The sequence below is a fragment of the Enterobacter cloacae complex sp. 677-3DZ2D5B genome, from assembly GCF_004136695.1.
GTDB classification, from domain to species: Bacteria; Pseudomonadota; Gammaproteobacteria; order Enterobacterales; family Enterobacteriaceae; genus Enterobacter; species Enterobacter hormaechei_C.
In genome coordinates this window covers 345,856-363,699 of the sequence record NZ_QFLS01000005.1, presented here as the reverse complement: position 1 = coordinate 363,699, position 17,844 = coordinate 345,856, and the positions used below count along the sequence as shown (strand labels likewise).

The window sequence follows — 17,844 nt, the reverse complement described above, 5'->3', positions numbered from 1 at the left end:
CGCCCGAAGGCGCCATTTTACCGTGCGGCAAGAATTACTTCTTGATGCGGATAACCGGGGTTTCACCCACGGTAACGCTGCCAGACAGTTTGATCAGTTCTTTGATTTCGTCCATGTTGGAGATAACAACCGGAGTCAGGGTAGACTTCGCTTTTTCTTCCAGCAGTGGCAGATCGAATTCAATTACCGGGTCGCCAACTTTAACACGCTGGCCTTCTTCCGCGATACGTTTAAAGCCTTCGCCTTTCAGTTCAACGGTGTCGATACCGAAGTGAACGAACAGTTCGATACCGCTATCGGATTCGATAGAGAACGCATGGTTGGTTTCAAAAATTTTACCGATGGTGCCGTCAACTGGAGCAACCATTTTGTTGCCAGTTGGTTTGATAGCAATGCCATCACCAACGATTTTCTCAGCAAACACTACATCCGGCACGTCTTCGATGTTGACGATCTCGCCGGAGAGCGGAGCAACAATCTCAATAGTTCCGGAGTCTTTCTTGTCATCAGAAACCAGAGATTTCAGTTTATCGAACAAACCCATGATCTTCTCCTAAGCAGTAAATTGGGCCGCATCTCGTGGATTAGCAGATTGTTTTTTCTTCAATGAACTTGTTAACCAGCGTCATTAACTCGTCCGTTGTCGGTTGAGCAAGAGCCTGCTCTGCTAACACCTTCGCATCTTCGAAGTTCGTGTTACGGATAATCTTCTTAATGCGCGGGATGGAAATGGCGCTCATAGAGAATTCGTCCAGACCCATACCCAGCAACAGAAGTGTAGCACGTTCGTCGCCTGCAAGCTCACCACACATGCCAGTCCATTTACCTTCTGCATGAGAAGCATCAATAACTTGCTTGATCAAATTCAGTACGGACGGTGACATTGGCTGGTAGAGATGTGAAATCATATCATTACCACGGTCAACTGCCAGGGTGTACTGCGTTAAATCATTGGTACCGATACTAAAGAAATCAACTTCTTTGGCTAAATGACGCGCAATGGTCGCGGCTGCCGGTGTTTCCACCATCACGCCGATCTCAATGGATTCGTCAAATGCTTTACCTTCGTCGCGCAGTTCCTGTTTGTAGATTTCGATCTCTTTCTTCAGTGCACGCACTTCTTCAACAGAGATGATCATCGGGAACATGATGCGCAGTTTACCGAAAGCGGAGGCACGCAGAATAGCGCGAACCTGGTCACGCAGGATCTCTTTGCGATCCATGGCGATACGCACGGCACGCCAGCCCAGGAACGGGTTCTCTTCTTTCGGGAAGTTCATGTACGGCAGCTCTTTGTCGCCACCGATGTCCATGGTACGGACGATAACCGCCTGCGAGCCGCACGCTTCCGCAACCGCTTTGTACGCTGCAAACTGCTCTTCTTCCGTTGGCAGAGCGTCGCGATCCATGAACAGGAATTCAGTACGATACAGACCCACACCTTCCGCGCCGTTGCGCTCAGCGCCGTCAACGTCACGTACGGTACCGATGTTAGCGCACACTTCAACCTGATGGCCGTCCAGCGTGATGGCTGGCAGATCTTTCAGTTTAGCGAGTTCCGCTTTCTCGGTAGCAACCTGCTCCTGAACGGCGCGCAGTTGCTCGATCACATCGTTAGTTGGGTTGACGTAAACCACGTTGTTTACGGCATCCAGAATCAGATAGTCGTCGTTTTTAACCTGAGAGGTAACGCTACCGGTACCCACGATGGCTGGCAGCTCCAGAGAACGCGCCATGATTGAGGTGTGGGAGGTACGTCCACCTGCGTCAGTAATGAAACCCAGCACCTTGTTCAGGTTCAGCTGTGCGGTTTCAGACGGGGTCAGGTCAGCGGCAACCAGGATAACTTCGTCCTGAATCGCGCTCAGATCGATGATGGCCAGACCCAGGATATTGCGCAGCAGGCGCTTACCGATGTCACGTACGTCAGCCGCACGTTCTTTCAGGTATTCATCGTCCAGCTCTTCCAGGGCAGATGCCTGACCTTCGATAACTTCATGCGCAGCCGCGTCGGCTGTCATGCCTTTATCTTTAATCAGGGCTATGATTTCCTGCTCCAGCTCCTCATCTTCGAGCAGCATAATGTGCCCTTCGAAGATGGCTTCTTTTTCTTCACCGAAAGTTTCGCCAGCTTTAGTTTTAATCGCTTCCAGTTGCGCAGATGCCTTGGCACGACCGCTCAGAAAACGTTCAACTTCCTGATCAACCTTGTCGGCAGAAATTTTTTTCCGGTCAATGACGATTTCGTCTTCTTTCAGCAGCAATGCTTTGCCGAAAGCGATACCCGGGGATGCTAAAATGCCTGAAATCATAACCCTACCTTACTTGTGACTGATATTGAAAAGAACCCGGTAAACTTACTCGAGTTCAGCCATCAGCTTAACCAGATGCTCAACTGCTTTCTGCTCGTCTTCACCTTCGGCGGAGATGGTAACAACGGTACCCTGAGTCAGGCCCAGAGTTTGCAGCTTGAACAGGCTTTTTGCGCTAGCGCTTTTGCCGTTGGAAGTCACAGTGATTTCAGAAGTGAAGCCTTTCGCTTCTTTAACAAACTGAGCAGCAGGGCGGGTGTGCAGACCGTTCGGAGCGGTAATGGTAACTTCTTGCTGGAACATTGTATTTCCCCAACTTATAGGTTTAGTGTTGTGGAACTAAAGTCTAGCCTGGCGACTTAACTTTAGCCTGTATAGTTAGCGCTGACGTTTCAATCGTCATTAAACATTATGCAGTGAAAGCAAGACTTGAACCAAATCATAAAATCGATTCAGCAGCGCTATTTCGTTCACCGATTAATTTCGCGCATCAAAATAATTGCTGGTTTAAATACCAGACCCAACGGGGTGAAGCAATGCCAGGAGGGGTAAAACTTTGAAGCAGGCCACAAAAAAGCACCTGAAAAGGTGCTTTTTTACGCGTTTTTAACATGCTGGCATCACTGTTGCAGTTCTTTCTCTGTGAAGAGATCGGCAAACAGTGCTGTGCTTAAGTAACGCTCACCCGAAGACGGTAGGATAACCACAATGTTCTTATTGGTAAAGGTTTCGTCTTCCAGCAGTTTGAGCGCTGCCGCAACCGCCGCACCGGAAGAGATACCCGCCAGAATGCCTTCCTCGTCCATCAGGCGACGCGCCGTAGAGATGGCTTCTTCATTGGTGATGGCGACCACTTTATCGATCAGCTTCAGATCGAGGTTGCCTGGAATAAAGCCAGCCCCGATACCCTGGATTTTGTGCGGACCTGGTTTGATCTCTTCGCCTGCCAGCGCCTGAGCGATAACCGGCGAGTCGGTTGGCTCAACGGCAACGGTAATCAGATCTTTTTTACCTTTCGTGCCTTTAATATAGCGAGACACCCCGGTCAGCGTACCGCCGGTGCCTACGCCGGAGATAAACACATCAACCTGACCGTCGGTATCTTCCCAGATTTCCGGGCCGGTGGTTTTCTCATGAATTTCCGGGTTGGCCGGGTTGCTGAACTGCTGGAGCAGCAGATACTTTGCCGGATCGCTGGCGACGATTTCTTCGGCCTTCTGAATCGCGCCCTTCATGCCTTTCGCGCCTTCGGTCAGGACCAGGTTCGCACCCAGCGCTTTCAGCAGCTTACGACGCTCAATGCTCATGGTTTCAGGCATAGTCAGCGTCAGCTTATAGCCACGCGCCGCCGCAACATAGGCCAGAGCGATACCGGTATTGCCGCTGGTGGGTTCAACCAGCTCAACGCCAGGTTTCAGCACGCCACGCTTTTCAGCATCCCAAATCATATTCGCACCGATACGGCATTTAACGCTGAAGCTTGGGTTACGAGATTCGACCTTCGCCAGAATGCGTCCATTACCGATACGGTTCAGTCGAACCAGGGGCGTATGACCGATAGTCAGCGAGTTGTCTTCATAAATCTTACTCATGGCCTGTCCTTAACTGTATGAAATTGGGATACCGACCCAGCATACCTGTTGAACAGGTATGGGGAAGTAAGGAAATCGCATATCTATATGCTGCAAGGAAATAATGGGGATCAGTATGGAATAAGGGGCGGCATAAGCCACCCCTCTTTTACACATTTTTGCATTACTTCCATAACGCGTGCTTAGCACGGTAGCAGTCCACCCACATCGCCGTCGCGCCGCATACGGCAACGGGCATGATGAACAAATTCAGGAAAGGGATCATGGTAAACAGGCTGGTCAGCGCGCCAAACTGCATATTGGCAACCTTCTGAGTGCGCAGGGCAGTGCGCATCTCTTTAAACGGCACTTTGTGGTTATCGAACGGATAATCACAGTACTGGATAGCGAGCATCCAGGCGCTGAACAGGAACCACAGCACGGGCGCGACCGTCTGGCCAATCCCGGGTACAAAATAAAGGATAAGCAGCACAATCGCCCGCGGCAGGTACCAGGCGAACTTCTGCCATTCACGCTTCATGATGCGGGGGAGATCTTTCACGAGCCCCAATACGCCCGTGTCAGGTGGCGTCGCACCGGTCAGGCGCGCTTCAAGCTGTTCGGCCAGCAGACCGTTGAACGGCGCGGCTATCCAGTTTGCTATCGTCGAAAAGAAATAGCCGAAAACCAGCAGCACGGAGATAACCGCAATCGGCCAGAGCAGGTAGTCTAGCCACTGTAACCAGTCCGGCACATAGCTCATCAGGGAAGGGATCCACGTTTCCAGTCTGGTGAACAGCCACCAGAAGGCCCCGCCCATCAGAATAATGTTGATCAGTAACGGCAAAATAACGAAGCGTCGAATGCCCGGCAGGGAGACCAGTTTCCAGCCCTGAGAAAAGTACCAGACCCCGCTGCGTGAGGCAGAAGAAGATGTTGAAACCATACCAGGCTGTACTCCTTTTTACACAACCAGTGGAATTGCCCGCCTATATTATCCAGTTACGGGCCAATGACCAGTTCGGAAATGTTCGAAAAACCAGCAAAAAGCACGATTTAGTTCATCTTTATGCTGTGAATGCTCTGCATACACTTGCACTTGACGTAAACGGCAAATACTCTTAGTGAGTAAATGTTTGCCGTGGTGGCAAGGTGTTAGAACAACAGAGAATATAATGATGCAGGATTTGCGTCTGATATTAATCATTGTTGGCGCGATCGCCATAATCGCTTTACTGGTACATGGTTTCTGGACCAGCCGTAAAGAGCGTTCCTCTATGTTTCGCGATCGTCCACTGAAGCGGATGAAGTCCAGTCGTGACGACGATGACGTTGAAGACGACATCGACGGTCTTGACGACGACGGCGTGGGTGAAGTTCGTGTTCATCGGGTCAATACTGCGCCCGGCGCAGCGCATGGAGAGCATGAGGCCCCCCGCGCTCCGCAGCACCAGTATCAACCACCGTATGCCTCTGCCCAGCCGCGCCAGCCAGCGCCGCCGCCAGTGGAAGAACCTGTTCGTCATCCGCCGCACCAGCCTGTGCAACAGCAGCCCGTTGCGCCACAGCCTGTACAGCCGCAACCTGTCCAACAGCCTGCACAGCCAGTGCATCAGCCACAGCCTGTTCAGCAGCCGCAGCCAGTGCATCAGCCACAGCCTGTTCAGCAGCCGCAGCCGGTACAACAACCGCAGCCGCAGCCTGAACCGCCTGCGCCACAGCCCGCCCCGCGCGCTGAGCCAGAGCCGGTTGCAGAGCCAGAACCGGTTGTTGAAAAGCCGCAGCGTAAAGAAGCGGTGATCATTATGAACGTGGCTGCTCATCATGGCACCCATCTGAACGGTGATGTGCTGCTTAACAGCATCCAACAGGCAGGCTTCAAGTTCGGCGACATGAATATTTTCCATCGCCACCTGAGTCCTGACGGCAGCGGTCCGGCGCTGTTCAGCCTGGCCAATATGGTCAATCCAGGCACGTTTGACCCGGAAATGACCGGTGATTTCGTCACGCCAGGCGTTACGATCTTTATGCAGGTGCCGTCCTACGGTGACGAGCTGCAAAACTTTAAGCTGATGCTACAGTCCGCTCAGCACATCGCCGACGAAGTGGGCGGTGTGGTGCTCGACGATCAGCGTCGAATGATGACGCCGCAGAAACTGCGCGAGTATCAGGACCGCATCCGCGAAGTTAAGGAAGCGAACGCGTAATCGTCGCGTTAACTTAACTCCTCCTCAACCCCCGCCTGTCGGGGGTTTTTCTCATTGATGGTGCGATATGGACTCAATCGAACAACAACTTACTGAACTGCGAACCACGCTTCGCCATCATGAATATCTCTATCATGTTATGGACGCACCGGAAGTGCCGGATGCGGAGTATGACCGCCTGATGCGTGAACTGCGCGAGCTGGAAGCTCAGCACCCCGAACTGATTACGCCCGATTCTCCAACGCAGCGCGTCGGTGCGGAACCGCTGGGCGCTTTCAGCCAGGTGCGCCACGAAGTGCCGATGCTGTCGCTGGATAACGTGTTTGATGAAGAGAGTTTTCTGGCTTTCAACAAGCGCGTGCAGGATCGCCTGAAGAGCGTCGACAATCTGAGCTGGTGCTGCGAGCTAAAGCTGGATGGTCTGGCCGTCAGTATTCTTTATGAGAACGGCGTGATGGTGCGTGCCGCAACGCGCGGCGACGGCACTACCGGGGAAGACATCACCACCAATGTGCGCACTATTCGTGCGATCCCGCTGAAACTGCGTGGCGATAACATTCCCGCCCGGCTGGAAGTGCGCGGGGAAGTGTTCCTTCCGCAGGCGGGCTTCGAGAAGATCAACGAAGAAGCGCGTCGAACCGGCGGGAAAGTGTTTGCTAACCCGCGTAACGCGGCGGCAGGTTCGCTGCGTCAGCTCGATCCGCGTATCACCGCGAAGCGACCGCTTACTTTCTTCTGCTACGGCGTCGGGATCCTGGAAGGCGGTGATCTGCCAGATACCCACCTGGGTCGTTTAATGCAGTTCAAAGAGTGGGGATTACCGGTAAGCAACCGCGTGCAGCTCTGCGACTCTCCGGAGGCGGTGCTGGCGTTCTATCACAAGGTTGAAGAAGATCGTCCCACGCTCGGGTTTGATATTGACGGCGTGGTGATCAAGGTTAATTCGCTGGCGTTGCAGGAACAGTTGGGATTTGTGGCCCGTGCGCCACGCTGGGCGGTGGCCTTTAAGTTTCCGGCGCAAGAGCAGATGACCTTCGTTCGCGACGTGGAGTTTCAGGTCGGACGTACGGGGGCCATTACGCCTGTGGCGCGTCTGGAGCCTGTGCAGGTGGCTGGCGTGCTGGTAAGTAACGCCACGCTGCATAACGCCGATGAAATTGCGCGTCTGGGGCTGCGAATTGGTGACAAAGTGGTGATTCGCCGCGCGGGTGATGTGATCCCACAGGTGGTTAACGTTGTGGAGTCTGAACGTCCTGCCGATACCCGTGCCATCGAGTTTCCAGCCCACTGTCCGGTATGTGGTTCTGACGTTGAGCGCGTGGAAGGTGAAGCGGTAACTCGCTGTACGGGCGGGTTAATCTGCGGCGCGCAGCGTAAAGAGTCCCTGAAGCACTTCGTCTCCCGCCGGGCGATGGACGTGGACGGAATGGGTGACAAGATTATCGACCAGTTAGTTGAGAAAGAGTACGTCCATACGCCTGCGGACCTCTTTACCCTGACGGCAGGTAAGCTGACCGGTCTTGATCGTATGGGACCGAAATCTGCCCAGAACATTGTTAACGCGCTCGAGGCGGCCAAAAACACCACCTTTGCCCGTTTCCTTTACGCGCTCGGCATTCGTGAAGTCGGAGAGGCGACGGCGGCAGGGCTGGCGGCGTATTTCGGCACGCTGGACGCGCTGGAGAAAGCCACCATCGACGAGCTACAGAAAGTCCCTGATGTCGGCATTGTGGTCGCCACCCACGTTTTCAACTTCTTCGCCGAAGAGAGCAACCGTGAAGTGATCGGTAAATTACTGGAACAGGGCATTCACTGGCCCGCACCGGTAGTGGTTAATGCCGAAGAGATCGACAGTCCGTTTGCCGGTAAAACGGTGGTGCTGACCGGCAGCCTGAGTCAGCTTTCACGCGATGACGCGAAAGCGCGCCTGGTGGCGCTGGGGGCAAAAGTGGCGGGCAGCGTATCGAAGAAAACCGACCTGGTGATTGCCGGGGAAGCGGCCGGTTCGAAGCTGGCAAAAGCGCAGGAGCTTGGCATCGAGATAATCGACGAAGCGGAAATGATGCGCCTGTTAGGAGAGTGACGTGGAAAAAGAGCAGCTCGTTGAGATCGCCAATACAGAGATGCCGTTCGGTAAATATAAGGGTCGCAGGCTGATTGATTTACCGGAAGAGTATCTGCTGTGGTTTGCCCGTAAGGATGAGTTCCCCGCCGGGCGTCTGGGCGAGCTGATGGCTATCACGTTACTGATCAAAACAGAGGGGCTGACCCAGCTGGTTCAGCCCATGAAACGTCCTTAAACTTTCGCGGCGTGGGTCTCTTCCTGCGCCAGCTTTTCAGTCTGCGCCTTGTAACGCCGCGCCAGTACCGCACACACCATCAGCTGGATCTGATGGAAAATCATCAGCGGCAACACCATCATCCCAATGACGGACGTCGGGAACAGGATATTGGCCATCGGGATCCCGTTGGCGAGGCTCTTTTTCGATCCGCAAAATACAATGGTGATTTCATCGGCCTTGTTGAAGCCGCATTTGCGGGCCACAAAGACGTTAACCGCGATGACAATGGCCAGCAGAACGATGCTTACCACCACAATAAACAGCAGCGATCCAGCACCCACCCTGTGCCAGATGCCGTTCACCACGGCTTCGCTGAAGGCCGTGTAAACCACCAGCAGAATGGAGCTTTGGTCCGTTTTCCCGATCCATTTTTTATGTTTCGCCACAAACTCCCCAATCCAGGGACGGGATAAGTGTCCGAGCACAAACGGCAGCAGCAGTTGCAGACAAATTTTACCCACCTGCTCCAGATTGCCTTCCGCCCCGTGCATGTTCATTAGCAGACCGACCAGCAGCGGTGAAACAAAGATCCCGAGCAGGCTGGAAGCGGAAGCAGAACAAACCGCCGCCGCGACGTTACCGCCCGCCAGCGAGGTAAAGGCAATTGCAGACTGCACGGTGGCCGGCAAAATGCACAGATAAAGGAACCCGGTATACAGCGCCGGATCGACATTCACCGGCGCCCACCAGGCGAACAGCACGCCCAGAACCGGGAAGAGGATAAAAGTGCTGCACATTACCCACAGATGCAGTCGCCAGTGGCTACCGCCTGCAATAATGGCTTCCCGGGAGAGTTTGGCGCCATGCATAAAGAACAGCAGGGCAATAGCTGCCGTGGTCAGTCCTTCAATAACCGGAACGAAACTGCCCCGCGCCGGGAAGAACGAGGCCAGCAAGACGACACCAATCAGGGTCAGCGTAAACGGATCAAGGATACGAAAAAGTTTCATAATCACTCCTGAAAACAGATGCCGCTATTGTGCTTTCTTCCCTTTGAGAAATAAAATTGATTTATTGCATCCATTCATGAATTAAACAGATGAATTATTCGTTACGTCAGCTTCGCGTTTTCGTCACCGTCGCGCAGGCCCGCAGCTTTAGCCGGGCAGGGGAGATCATTGGCCTCAGTCAGTCGGCGGTGAGCCATAGCGTTAAGGAGCTTGAAACGCAAACGGGCGTGAAGCTGCTCGACCGCACGACGCGAGAAGTGGTGCTCACCGAAGCGGGACAGCAGCTGGCAATGCGTCTGGAGAGGCTGCTGGATGAACTGAACAGTACGCTCAGGGATGTCGGCCGGCTCGGACAACAGCTTTCCGGCACCGTGAGAGTGGCGGCGAGCCAGACGATTTCGGCGCATCTTATTCCCCAGTGCATCGCTGAAAGTAATCACCGCTATCCGGATATTGATTTTGTTTTGCATGACAGGCCGCAGCAGTGGGTACTTGAGAGTATCCGTCAGGGGGATGTGGATTTTGGCATCGTTATTGATCCCGGAGCGGTAAGCGACCTGGAATGTGAAGTGGTACTCTCGGAGCCCTTTTTATTGCTCTGCCGCGATGATGATCCTCTGGCATCGCTGCCGCAGGTGGCCTGGCAGGCCTTGCAGGGGGCAAACCTGGTGTTACAGGATTATGCATCAGGCAGCCGCCCGCTGATAGATGCCGCACTGACCGCGCAGGGTGTTAAGGCAACCATTGTGCAGGAGATCGGGCATCCTGCCACGCTGTTCCCCATGGTCGAAGCGGGGATTGGCATCAGCGTTCTGCCGGCGCTGGCGCTGCCACTGCCGCAGGGGAGTCGTTTAACGGTGAAGCGTTTCGTACCCTGTGTCGAACGCCAGCTGATGCTGGTACGCCGTAAAAACAGGTCTCTTTCCGGCGCGGCGCATGCCTGCTGGGATGTGGTGCGTATGCAGGCCGAACGTTTGATGGAGGCCCGCACACGCGATCCACTTTTTAACGAAACCAATAATCAGACGTAGATATTAATCTGATGTTCTGCGGAGGGCTTATTGATGCCTTCCGCGACTGCCTCACCTTTTTCCTGCTTTGGCATCGCCTCTTCGGCCTGCTGACGCTGCAATTGCGCCAGCTGTGCCTGCAACATAGCCAGCTGAGATTCGAGTAATTCTTGCTGCTTTTGCTTTTCTTCTGCTGTGGCATCACCCATGGCCACTTCTTTGAGCTGCTGAGTGACTTTCGTTATCTGTTTGGTCAGACGGGTGATTTGAGAAGCAATGTCGTTTCCGCCGGAGCTGTTATCTACGCTGCCGATTTCCATCGCCGACAGAGAAACGGGCTTAAGAGTTGTCATATTGAGATCCTTTTCGCCATAAAATAGAGGTATCGGCAAAGAAGGCGTGAGCTTGAGTAAAACAAGCGGTCTGGCTGCAATGGGGATGTGCTATGTCGCAGATAGCAAAAAAGCGCCTTTAGGGCGCTTTTTTACATTGGTGGGTCGTGCAGGATTCGAACCTGCGACCAATTGATTAAAAGTCAACTGCTCTACCAACTGAGCTAACGACCCGAAATGGTGGGCGATGACGGGCTCGAACCGCCGACCCCCTCCGTGTAAAGGAGATGCTCTACCAACTGAGCTAATCGCCCATTTCGGAACTGCTGCGATAAGGTGAGAATGGTGGGCGATGACGGGCTCGAACCGCCGACCCCCTCCGTGTAAAGGAGATGCTCTACCAACTGAGCTAATCGCCCAATCTCAATTCTTATCTACACTGCGAGTCTACCTAAGTAGATGGTGGGTGATGACGGGCTCGAACCGCCGACCCCCTCCGTGTAAAGGAGATGCTCTACCAACTGAGCTAATCACCCCCGCTGTGTGGAGTCGCATTATAGGGAGAGTTGAAAATGAGTCAACGCATTTTCTAAAGTTTTTATTCGTTCGTCGTAAAATTAGTCAAAACGATCGCAAAACGGACTGTGGCGCATGATTTATAAACAAAAACAGCAATCTCGAACCGGATAAAGTGATCGACATTGAGGAATCGGCCCACAGTGATAGAATATTGCCCATTGTTTTCTTCCCGGAATTTGCCGATTACCGGCATCTTTATAACGTAAGGCCATTTCATGAAAATCAAAACTCGCTTCGCGCCGAGCCCGACAGGCTATCTGCATGTCGGTGGTGCACGTACCGCTCTCTACTCCTGGCTTTTCGCACGTCACAACAACGGTGAGTTTGTGCTGCGTATTGAAGACACCGATCTGGAGCGCTCAACGCCGGAAGCAATTGAAGCCATTATGGATGGGATGAACTGGCTGAATCTGGCGTGGGACGAAGGCCCATACTTCCAGACCAAACGTTTTGACCGCTATAACGCCGTAATTGACGAGATGCTGGTGGCAGGCACGGCCTATAAGTGTTACTGCTCCAGGGAGCGTCTGGATGCGCTGCGCGAAGAGCAAATGGCAAAAGGCGAAAAACCGCGTTATGACGGTCGTTGCCGCCATGACCACAGCGAGCATGCTGCTGACGAGCCTTGCGTAGTGCGTTTTGCTAACCCGCAGGATGGCTCTGTTATCTTTGATGACCAGATCCGTGGTCCGATCGAATTCAGCAACCAGGAGCTGGATGACCTCATCATTCGTCGTACTGACGGATCGCCAACCTATAACTTCTGCGTAGTTGTGGACGACTGGGATATGGAAATCACTCATGTGATCCGTGGTGAAGACCATATCAATAACACCCCGCGTCAGATCAACATTCTGAAAGCGCTGAACGCACCTGTACCGGTATATGCGCACGTATCAATGATCAACGGTGACGACGGTAAAAAGCTGTCCAAACGTCATGGCGCGGTGAGTGTGATGCAGTACCGTGATGACGGCTATCTGCCGGAAGCGCTGCTGAACTACCTGGTGCGTCTGGGCTGGGCTCATGGTGACCAGGAGATCTTCAGCCGCGAAGAGATGATCGAGCTGTTCTCTCTGAACTCGGTCAGCAAATCAGCCAGCGCGTTCAACACTGACAAACTGCTGTGGCTGAACCATCACTACATCAATACCATGCAGCCAGAATATGTAGCGACTTATCTGCAATGGCACATTGAACAGGCAAACATCGATACCCGTACGGGCCCTGAACTGGCGGATCTGGTGAAGCTGCTTGGCGAGCGTTGCAAAACGCTGAAAGAAATTGCTGAAAGCTGCCGTTACTTCTATGAAGAGTTTGACGCGTTCGACGCCGACGCGGCCAAGAAACACCTGCGTCCGGTTGCGCGTCAGCCGCTGGAAGTGGTGCGTGACAAACTCGAAGCCATTACCGAATGGACTGCGGAAAATGTTCACCACGCGATTCAGGCTACCGCTGATGAGCTGGAAATTGGCATGGGTAAAGTCGGTATGCCGCTGCGCGTTGCGGTGACGGGGGCAGGCCAGTCTCCGGCGCTGGACGTGACCGTTCATGCCATCGGCAAATCACGTAGCGTTGCGCGTATCAACAAAGCGCTGGACTTTATTGCTGAGCGCGAAAGCCAGCAGTAATGCTCGTGTAATACAAAAAACGGCAGGGTAACCTGCCGTTTTTTTATGCCTGTTATTCAGCAATACCAAGACGCGTGAGAAAACCCTGCAACCCTTCACGAGCGAGCAACTTGTGCAAACGTTCCTGTTCGACAGTCGTCATGTTTTCCAGCGAGTCGATAATTTGTGGAAGCAGGCTGGATGAGGTTGCCACGCCGTAGTGGGAAGGGCTTTCCGCCACATGGTAAACAGCCCGACGGTTACGAATGGCAGGAAGGCTAATGATGTGCTCCTTAACGTGCGCATCAATACATATCACCCTCGCTCTTCCGCCTTTTACACCGTTGATACCCTCCGTTTTCCATCCCTTCTGTCGTATCCAGCGATTAACGGTTTGTCGGGCTACGCCCAGACTGTCCGCCAGCTCTTCCGTGGTCATTTTGCTGCGTAATCTTTTCATATCAGCGTTGGTCGCGAATCCCTAAACGTTGTAACAAGCCGGTAATCCCTTCCCGCAGTAACAGCGATGTCATCTGCTTTTGCTCTTCCGGCGTCATTTCATTCGCCAGCGTCAGGAGCAGGGCATGAAGCGAGCCCTCGTGGTACGTATCTGGCAGTTCCGGCGTCTCTGTTGCCCTGCGCGCGCTGCGAATAAAGTCGCGCACTTTTTCATTGACGTGTACCAGACGCGCCTTGCCACCCTGAACGCCTGGCTTTGGCGATGTAATCCAACCCTCTTTGCGTACCCATTTATTGATGGTCTGTCGGCTATAGCCAGTCAGCAGGGCTAACTCTTCTGGCGTCATTCGTTCCTTGATCATACAATTTCCTGAATATCTGTGGGGTTAATTAGTGGTTCATTTTATAGCACCGTTTTACGTGAAAACGTGACAAGCTTAACTCCTGGCTGCGAGCAGGCTCGCAAAGTGATTCATTTGCATGATTTTTCGGCGGTTGAAAGGCGGAGGTTGAATTTGCCGTTGACACTCTGCGGCGGAATTCATATTATGCCGCCCGTCAACATGACAGCTTTACGACGGGGCTATAGCTCAGCTGGGAGAGCGCCTGCATGGCATGCAGGAGGTCAGCGGTTCGATCCCGCTTAGCTCCACCAAACTCTGAACCCAACAGAGTGCGGTAGGTAAAGTAACATGTGGGGCTATAGCTCAGCTGGGAGAGCGCTTGCATGGCATGCAAGAGGTCAGCGGTTCGATCCCGCTTAGCTCCACCAAAATTTAAACCCTCGTCGCAAGACGGGGGTTTTTTTATATCTTGTAAAATGTTTAGACTCTTTTTGTTGCCAGCAATGTCGTTTTCTATACATCACCTCAATCCAAATCAATAAACAAGTCTATAAATAGACCTGAACTTGATTCGTGCAATTAATAAACCTATTATCCATCCGGTCAATAAGACGATGGTTAAATAGATCACACGGATTAATGAATAGAAAAATTTACAATAATGTAAAAATATTTATGATTGTCCTGGCGTTAAGCCTGATTACGATCCCCTTTTCCCGTTATATCTCCCCGCGCGCTATCGTCAACGAAAATGATGTTTATTTAGCGTGGTTGCCCTTAAGCGCCATGCTCGCCATCGTATTGTTATTTGGACGTCGGGCAATCATTCCTTTACTGATTGGATTTAGTGTTACTAACATTTATTACTTTGATTTAGCATTACTACAATCTTCCGTGTTATTAATTTGTCAGACGTTTGCCGTCTTCGCTGCCTGTGGCGTCATCCGTCTGATGCTGGGCAAACGCTGGCGACACAGCATCCCGAATAAGTACATCGGTATACGTATTTTCTGGCTCGGATTTGTGGTTCCTGTAGGCATCAAATTATCGATGTATCTGGCGGGATATTTATTTAATTTTCCGGTGACAATCTCCTCCTATTTCGGCGAATGCTCTGCAATTTATAACGTTATCGATATTCAAAGCCTGATTTGTGCCGCCCTGATTTTCACCATGATGTTCTACTACCCGTTAAGAATGATAATTAATCCCCGGTATGCCCGAACATTCTGGCGGCGAAGCGTGAAGCCCCTCTTTTGTCACAAAAAAGTGTTATTTATCGTTGTGTGGCTGATGCTGTTGGTCTCGATGATCGCTATTTTGTGCGCGCCTTTCGAGTCACAGTTTATTGCTGGTTATTTGATGCCAATCGTTTTTATTCTTTTTACCCTGGGGATTGGTCGTCTGAGCTATGCGCTCATCTCTTTACTCTGGGCGGCCTCGGCGCTCATGCTGTTGACCTACAATTATAATTTTCTTAATGGCGTTGAATCGGGCCACTCGCTCTCCTTTATCTTGTCGGTACTGATCTCTTTCGCCATCTGCCTGCTTTACATGTCGCGGATCTATCAGAAAAGTGAATGGCTGAAACAGGGGTGGCAGGAGAGGGCGCTTACCGATCCGCTCACCGGTCTGCCTAACATTCGTGCGCTGGAAGTGTTTTTACAGCACCATCCCGAAGCCAAAATCTGCTGCCTGCGCCTGGATAATCTGGAATTTCTGAGCCGTCATTACGGCATCCTCATGCGTGTACACTGTAAAAAGATGATCACCGCGTCGCTGCAACCGTTATTGCAAAAAGACGAGAAGCTCTTTCAGTTGCCAGGCAGTGAGCTGGTGGTGGTCTTGTTGGGTCCGGGCACGGCTGAACGTCTGCAATACATGGTTGATCATCTGAACAGCCGTAAGATTGTCTGGAACAAGACTGAGCTCGACATTGAGTTTGGCGCCTCCTGGGGCGAAGTACCGGATGGGGAAAGCCTGCACCACACGCTGGGTCAGCTGAGCTGGCTGTCCGAGCAATCCTGTGGCGGGCATAACGTTCTGGCGTTAACCAACAGTCTGGATGATGTCTCTGGTCAGACGACGGACAGGGTGCTAATGCTGGCCCGCATAAAACGCGCCCTTGATATCGGCGGTCTTCACCTTTACGCCCAGCCAATTCACAACGCGCGCGGAGAAGGGTACTTTGAAATCCTCTCCAGGCTGGAAAGCGATGGCGAGATCATCACCCCTGACCGCTTTATTCCGCTGATTGCTCAGTTCAACCTGAGCCACCGGTTTGACCTGAACGTGTTGGAAAAATTGCTGATGTGGATGCGCAGCCATCCGTCCGGACGTGCAGGAACGCGCTTCTCCGTCAATCTAATGCCGCTGACGCTGATGCAAAATGAGATTGCGGCTGAGATCATCGCGCTTTTTGAACGCTACGCCATTGCGCCGCAAAATATCATCATTGAGATCACCGAGGAACAGGCTTTCTCAGACTCGGGAAGCAGCATCAAAAATATCCAGCAGCTGCGTGATTACGGCTTCCGCATTGCCATAGACGACTTTGGTACCGGCTATGCCAACTTTGAGCGCCTGAAGCGGCTGGAGGCCGATATCATTAAGATCGATGGTTGCTTCGTGAAAGATATCTGCACCGACAGCATGGATGCGATGATCGTGCAGTCCATTTGCAACATGGCAAAAACGAAATCGCTGTGTGTGGTGGCTGAATATGTGGAAACGGCTGAACAACGCGAGATGTTGTTGCGATTTGGCGTAGATTATTTGCAGGGCTATTTGATTGGTAAACCCCAGCCTCTGACGGCGCTGGAAGCATAAAAAAACCGGGAGCGAGGACTCCCGGTTTTTATTACGCGGTATGAATTACAGAACCAGTGCTGCAATAGAGGCAGACAGGACGCTCACCAGCGTTGAACCGTAAACCAGCTTCAGGCCAAAGCGAGAAACCACGTTACCCTGCTCTTCGTTCAGGCCTTTAATCGCGCCAGCGATGATACCGATGGAAGAGAAGTTCGCGAAGGAGACCAGGAAGACGGACAGGATCCCTTCCGCACGTGGGGAGAGTGTGCTGGCAATCTTCTGGAGATCCATCATCGCCACGAATTCGTTGGATACCAGTTTCGTTGCCATGATGCTGCCCACCTGCAACGCTTCGTGAGCCGGTACACCCATCACCCAGGCAACCGGGTAGAAGATATAGCCCAGAATGCCCTGGAAGGAGATACCGAGTACGGCCGCAAACAGGGCGTTCAGCGCAGCGATCAGCGCGATAAAGCCAATCAGCATCGCGGCAACGATAATTGCAACCTTGAAACCCGCCAGAATGTATTCACCCAGCATTTCGAAGAAGCTCTGCCCCTCGTGCAGGTTAGACATCTGAATGTTCTCTTCGCTGGCATCCACGCGGTACGGGTTAATCAGCGAAAGCACGATAAAGGTGCTGAACATGTTCAGAACCAGGGCCGCAACCACGTATTTTGGTTCCAGCATGGTCATATACGCGCCCACGATAGACATGGAAACGGTAGACATTGCGGTTGCCGCCATGGTGTACATGCGGTTACGGGACATCTTGCCGAGGATATCTTTATACGCAATGAAGTTCTCAGACTGACCGAGGATCAGTGAGCTGACTGCGTTAAAGGATTCCAGTTTACCCATGCCGTTAACTTTCGATAACAGGAAGCCGATCGCACGGATAACCACCGGCAGAACGCGGATGTGCTGAAGGATACCGATCAGGGCAGAGATGAAGACGATAGGGCAGAGTACCTTCAGGAAGAAGAAGGCCAGACCCTGATCGTTCATGCTGCCAAAGACGAAGTTTGTCCCTTCGTTGGCAAATCCGAGCAGTTTTTCGAACATTTCGGAGAAGCCTTTCACGAAGCCGAGGCCTACGTTGGAGTTCAGGAAGAACCACGCAAGTAAAACTTCAATGACCAGCAGCTGGACAACATAGCGAATACGAATTTTTTTGCGGTCTGTGCTGACCAGCAATGCAAGTGCAGTAACGACAACAAGTGCCAGGACAAAATGAAGGACGCGGTCCATATTTGCTCCAAATATGAGGCAGGTTTAATTTCCGTGCACATTCTATGTAACAAGCACAAAGAAAAC

General features: G+C 52.5%; 16 protein-coding genes and 6 tRNA genes. 8 read left to right on the top strand and 14 right to left on the bottom strand.

All coding sequences use genetic code 11. The annotated features are described in order from the left end of the window. Window positions 1-34: 34 nt before the first annotated feature. The 5 genes from crr to cysZ all read right to left on the bottom strand — a co-directional run bounded on the left by crr (window position 35) and on the right by cysZ (window position 4,829). Window positions 35-544, bottom strand: coding sequence for a PTS glucose transporter subunit IIA (gene crr / locus DD597_RS09030; protein WP_003861316.1), 510 nt, complete (start codon window positions 542-544; stop codon window positions 35-37). A 40-nt stretch (window positions 545-584) separates the two neighbouring features. Further along, on the bottom strand, window positions 585-2,312 hold the full coding sequence (gene ptsI, locus DD597_RS09025; RefSeq protein ID WP_023314613.1) for a phosphoenolpyruvate-protein phosphotransferase PtsI: 1,728 nt from the start codon (window positions 2,310-2,312) through the stop codon (window positions 585-587). A 45-nt stretch (window positions 2,313-2,357) separates the two neighbouring features. Next, entirely contained in the window at window positions 2,358-2,615 is a 258-nt protein-coding gene (gene ptsH / locus DD597_RS09020; RefSeq protein ID WP_000487600.1) for a phosphocarrier protein Hpr, read from the bottom strand. A 317-nt stretch (window positions 2,616-2,932) separates the two neighbouring features. Continuing rightward, a complete protein-coding gene (gene cysK, locus DD597_RS09005; RefSeq protein ID WP_006811453.1) occupies window positions 2,933-3,904 on the bottom strand; it encodes a cysteine synthase A in 972 nt (323 codons plus the stop codon). Window positions 3,905-4,067: 163 nt separating this feature from the next. Next, entirely contained in the window at window positions 4,068-4,829 is a 762-nt protein-coding gene (gene cysZ / locus DD597_RS09000; protein ID WP_058648644.1) for a sulfate transporter CysZ, read from the bottom strand. Window positions 4,830-5,058: 229 nt separating this feature from the next. Here cysZ and zipA point away from each other — a divergent pair, with 229 nt between their 5' ends. The 3 genes from zipA (at window position 5,059) to DD597_RS08980 (ending at window position 8,390) form a co-directional block, all read left to right on the top strand. Next, window positions 5,059-6,090, top strand: a complete 1,032-nt coding sequence (gene zipA / locus DD597_RS08990; RefSeq protein WP_032609784.1) for a cell division protein ZipA — start codon at window positions 5,059-5,061, stop codon at window positions 6,088-6,090. A 67-nt stretch (window positions 6,091-6,157) separates the two neighbouring features. Beyond that, a complete protein-coding gene (ligA, locus tag DD597_RS08985) occupies window positions 6,158-8,173 on the top strand; it encodes an NAD-dependent DNA ligase LigA (RefSeq protein WP_032645659.1) in 2,016 nt (671 codons plus the stop codon). Between the two features lies 1 nt (window position 8,174). Then, window positions 8,175-8,390, top strand: a complete 216-nt coding sequence (locus DD597_RS08980; protein ID WP_129256104.1) for a DUF3820 family protein — start codon at window positions 8,175-8,177, stop codon at window positions 8,388-8,390. On the opposite strand, the gene DD597_RS08975 is transcribed toward DD597_RS08980, so the two are convergent. Continuing rightward, window positions 8,387-9,382: a bile acid:sodium symporter family protein gene (locus DD597_RS08975; RefSeq protein WP_003861330.1), complete on the bottom strand. Its 996-nt coding sequence runs from the start codon at window positions 9,380-9,382 to the stop codon at window positions 8,387-8,389. The genes DD597_RS08980 and DD597_RS08975 overlap by 4 nt on opposite strands. A gap of 89 nt (window positions 9,383-9,471) precedes the next feature. On the opposite strand from DD597_RS08975, the gene DD597_RS08970 reads away from it, so the two are divergent. Then, window positions 9,472-10,413, top strand: a complete 942-nt coding sequence (locus DD597_RS08970) for a LysR family transcriptional regulator (RefSeq protein ID WP_003861331.1) — start codon at window positions 9,472-9,474, stop codon at window positions 10,411-10,413. On the opposite strand, the gene DD597_RS08965 is transcribed toward DD597_RS08970, so the two are convergent. From DD597_RS08965 to DD597_RS08945, 5 genes are all read right to left on the bottom strand, one after another. Further along, a complete protein-coding gene (locus DD597_RS08965; protein ID WP_003861333.1) occupies window positions 10,404-10,745 on the bottom strand; it encodes a FlxA-like family protein in 342 nt (113 codons plus the stop codon). The two genes, DD597_RS08970 and DD597_RS08965, sit on opposite strands and share 10 nt — an antisense overlap. A 137-nt stretch (window positions 10,746-10,882) precedes the next feature. After that, window positions 10,883-10,958 (bottom strand) — tRNA-Lys (locus DD597_RS08960). 4 nt (window positions 10,959-10,962) lie between these two features. Beyond that, a tRNA-Val gene (locus DD597_RS08955) sits at window positions 10,963-11,038 on the bottom strand. Window positions 11,039-11,067: 29 nt separating this feature from the next. Then, a tRNA-Val gene (locus DD597_RS08950) sits at window positions 11,068-11,143 on the bottom strand. A gap of 41 nt (window positions 11,144-11,184) precedes the next feature. Then, window positions 11,185-11,260 (bottom strand) — tRNA-Val (locus DD597_RS08945). A 258-nt stretch (window positions 11,261-11,518) separates the two neighbouring features. On the opposite strand from DD597_RS08945, the gene gltX reads away from it, so the two are divergent. Further along, window positions 11,519-12,934 (top strand): glutamate--tRNA ligase, encoded by a 1,416-nt coding sequence (gene gltX, locus DD597_RS08935; protein WP_003861336.1) that lies wholly within the window; start codon window positions 11,519-11,521, stop codon window positions 12,932-12,934. 52 nt (window positions 12,935-12,986) lie between these two features. On the opposite strand, the gene DD597_RS08930 is transcribed toward gltX, so the two are convergent. After that, the gene (locus tag DD597_RS08930) at window positions 12,987-13,373 is read right to left on the bottom strand and encodes a YfeC-like transcriptional regulator (protein ID WP_017383469.1); all 387 of its coding nucleotides are present in this window, start codon (window positions 13,371-13,373) and stop codon (window positions 12,987-12,989) included. A gap of 1 nt (window position 13,374) precedes the next feature. Next, on the bottom strand, window positions 13,375-13,734 hold the full coding sequence (locus DD597_RS08925) for a YfeC-like transcriptional regulator (protein ID WP_003861339.1): 360 nt from the start codon (window positions 13,732-13,734) through the stop codon (window positions 13,375-13,377). Between the two features lie 217 nt (window positions 13,735-13,951). Here DD597_RS08925 and DD597_RS08920 point away from each other — a divergent pair. From DD597_RS08920 to DD597_RS08910, 3 genes are all read left to right on the top strand, one after another. Further along, window positions 13,952-14,027, top strand: a tRNA-Ala gene (locus DD597_RS08920). Between the two features lie 41 nt (window positions 14,028-14,068). Then, window positions 14,069-14,144 (top strand) — tRNA-Ala (locus tag DD597_RS08915). 211 nt (window positions 14,145-14,355) lie between these two features. Further along, window positions 14,356-16,545 (top strand): EAL domain-containing protein, encoded by a 2,190-nt coding sequence (locus tag DD597_RS08910; RefSeq protein ID WP_129256103.1) that lies wholly within the window; start codon window positions 14,356-14,358, stop codon window positions 16,543-16,545. A gap of 45 nt (window positions 16,546-16,590) precedes the next feature. Here DD597_RS08910 and nupC read toward each other — a convergent pair whose 3' ends face one another. Next, window positions 16,591-17,778, bottom strand: coding sequence for a nucleoside permease NupC (nupC, locus tag DD597_RS08905; RefSeq protein WP_003861341.1), 1,188 nt, complete (start codon window positions 17,776-17,778; stop codon window positions 16,591-16,593). Window positions 17,779-17,844: the final 66 nt, after the last annotated feature.

Excerpts from the sequence above, each read along its gene's own strand:
- crr (WP_003861316.1), bottom strand. The coding sequence starts at position 544 with ATGGGTTTGTTCGATAAACTGAAATCTCTGGTTTCTGATGACAAGAAA.
- ptsI (WP_023314613.1), bottom strand. The coding sequence starts at position 2,312 with ATGATTTCAGGCATTTTAGCATCCCCGGGTATCGCTTTCGGCAAAGCA.
- ptsH (WP_000487600.1), bottom strand. The coding sequence starts at position 2,615 with ATGTTCCAGCAAGAAGTTACCATTACCGCTCCGAACGGTCTGCACACC.
- cysK (WP_006811453.1), bottom strand. The coding sequence starts at position 3,904 with ATGAGTAAGATTTATGAAGACAACTCGCTGACTATCGGTCATACGCCC.
- cysZ (WP_058648644.1), bottom strand. The coding sequence starts at position 4,829 with ATGGTTTCAACATCTTCTTCTGCCTCACGCAGCGGGGTCTGGTACTTT.
- zipA (WP_032609784.1), top strand. The coding sequence starts at position 5,059 with ATGATGCAGGATTTGCGTCTGATATTAATCATTGTTGGCGCGATCGCC.
- ligA (WP_032645659.1), top strand. The coding sequence starts at position 6,158 with ATGGACTCAATCGAACAACAACTTACTGAACTGCGAACCACGCTTCGC.
- DD597_RS08975 (WP_003861330.1), bottom strand. The coding sequence starts at position 9,382 with ATGAAACTTTTTCGTATCCTTGATCCGTTTACGCTGACCCTGATTGGT.
- DD597_RS08970 (WP_003861331.1), top strand. The coding sequence starts at position 9,472 with ATGAATTATTCGTTACGTCAGCTTCGCGTTTTCGTCACCGTCGCGCAG.
- DD597_RS08965 (WP_003861333.1), bottom strand. The coding sequence starts at position 10,745 with ATGACAACTCTTAAGCCCGTTTCTCTGTCGGCGATGGAAATCGGCAGC.
- gltX (WP_003861336.1), top strand. The coding sequence starts at position 11,519 with ATGAAAATCAAAACTCGCTTCGCGCCGAGCCCGACAGGCTATCTGCAT.
- DD597_RS08930 (WP_017383469.1), bottom strand. The coding sequence starts at position 13,373 with ATGAAAAGATTACGCAGCAAAATGACCACGGAAGAGCTGGCGGACAGT.
- DD597_RS08925 (WP_003861339.1), bottom strand. The coding sequence starts at position 13,734 with ATGATCAAGGAACGAATGACGCCAGAAGAGTTAGCCCTGCTGACTGGC.
- DD597_RS08910 (WP_129256103.1), top strand. The coding sequence starts at position 14,356 with ATGAATAGAAAAATTTACAATAATGTAAAAATATTTATGATTGTCCTG.
- nupC (WP_003861341.1), bottom strand. The coding sequence starts at position 17,778 with ATGGACCGCGTCCTTCATTTTGTCCTGGCACTTGTTGTCGTTACTGCA.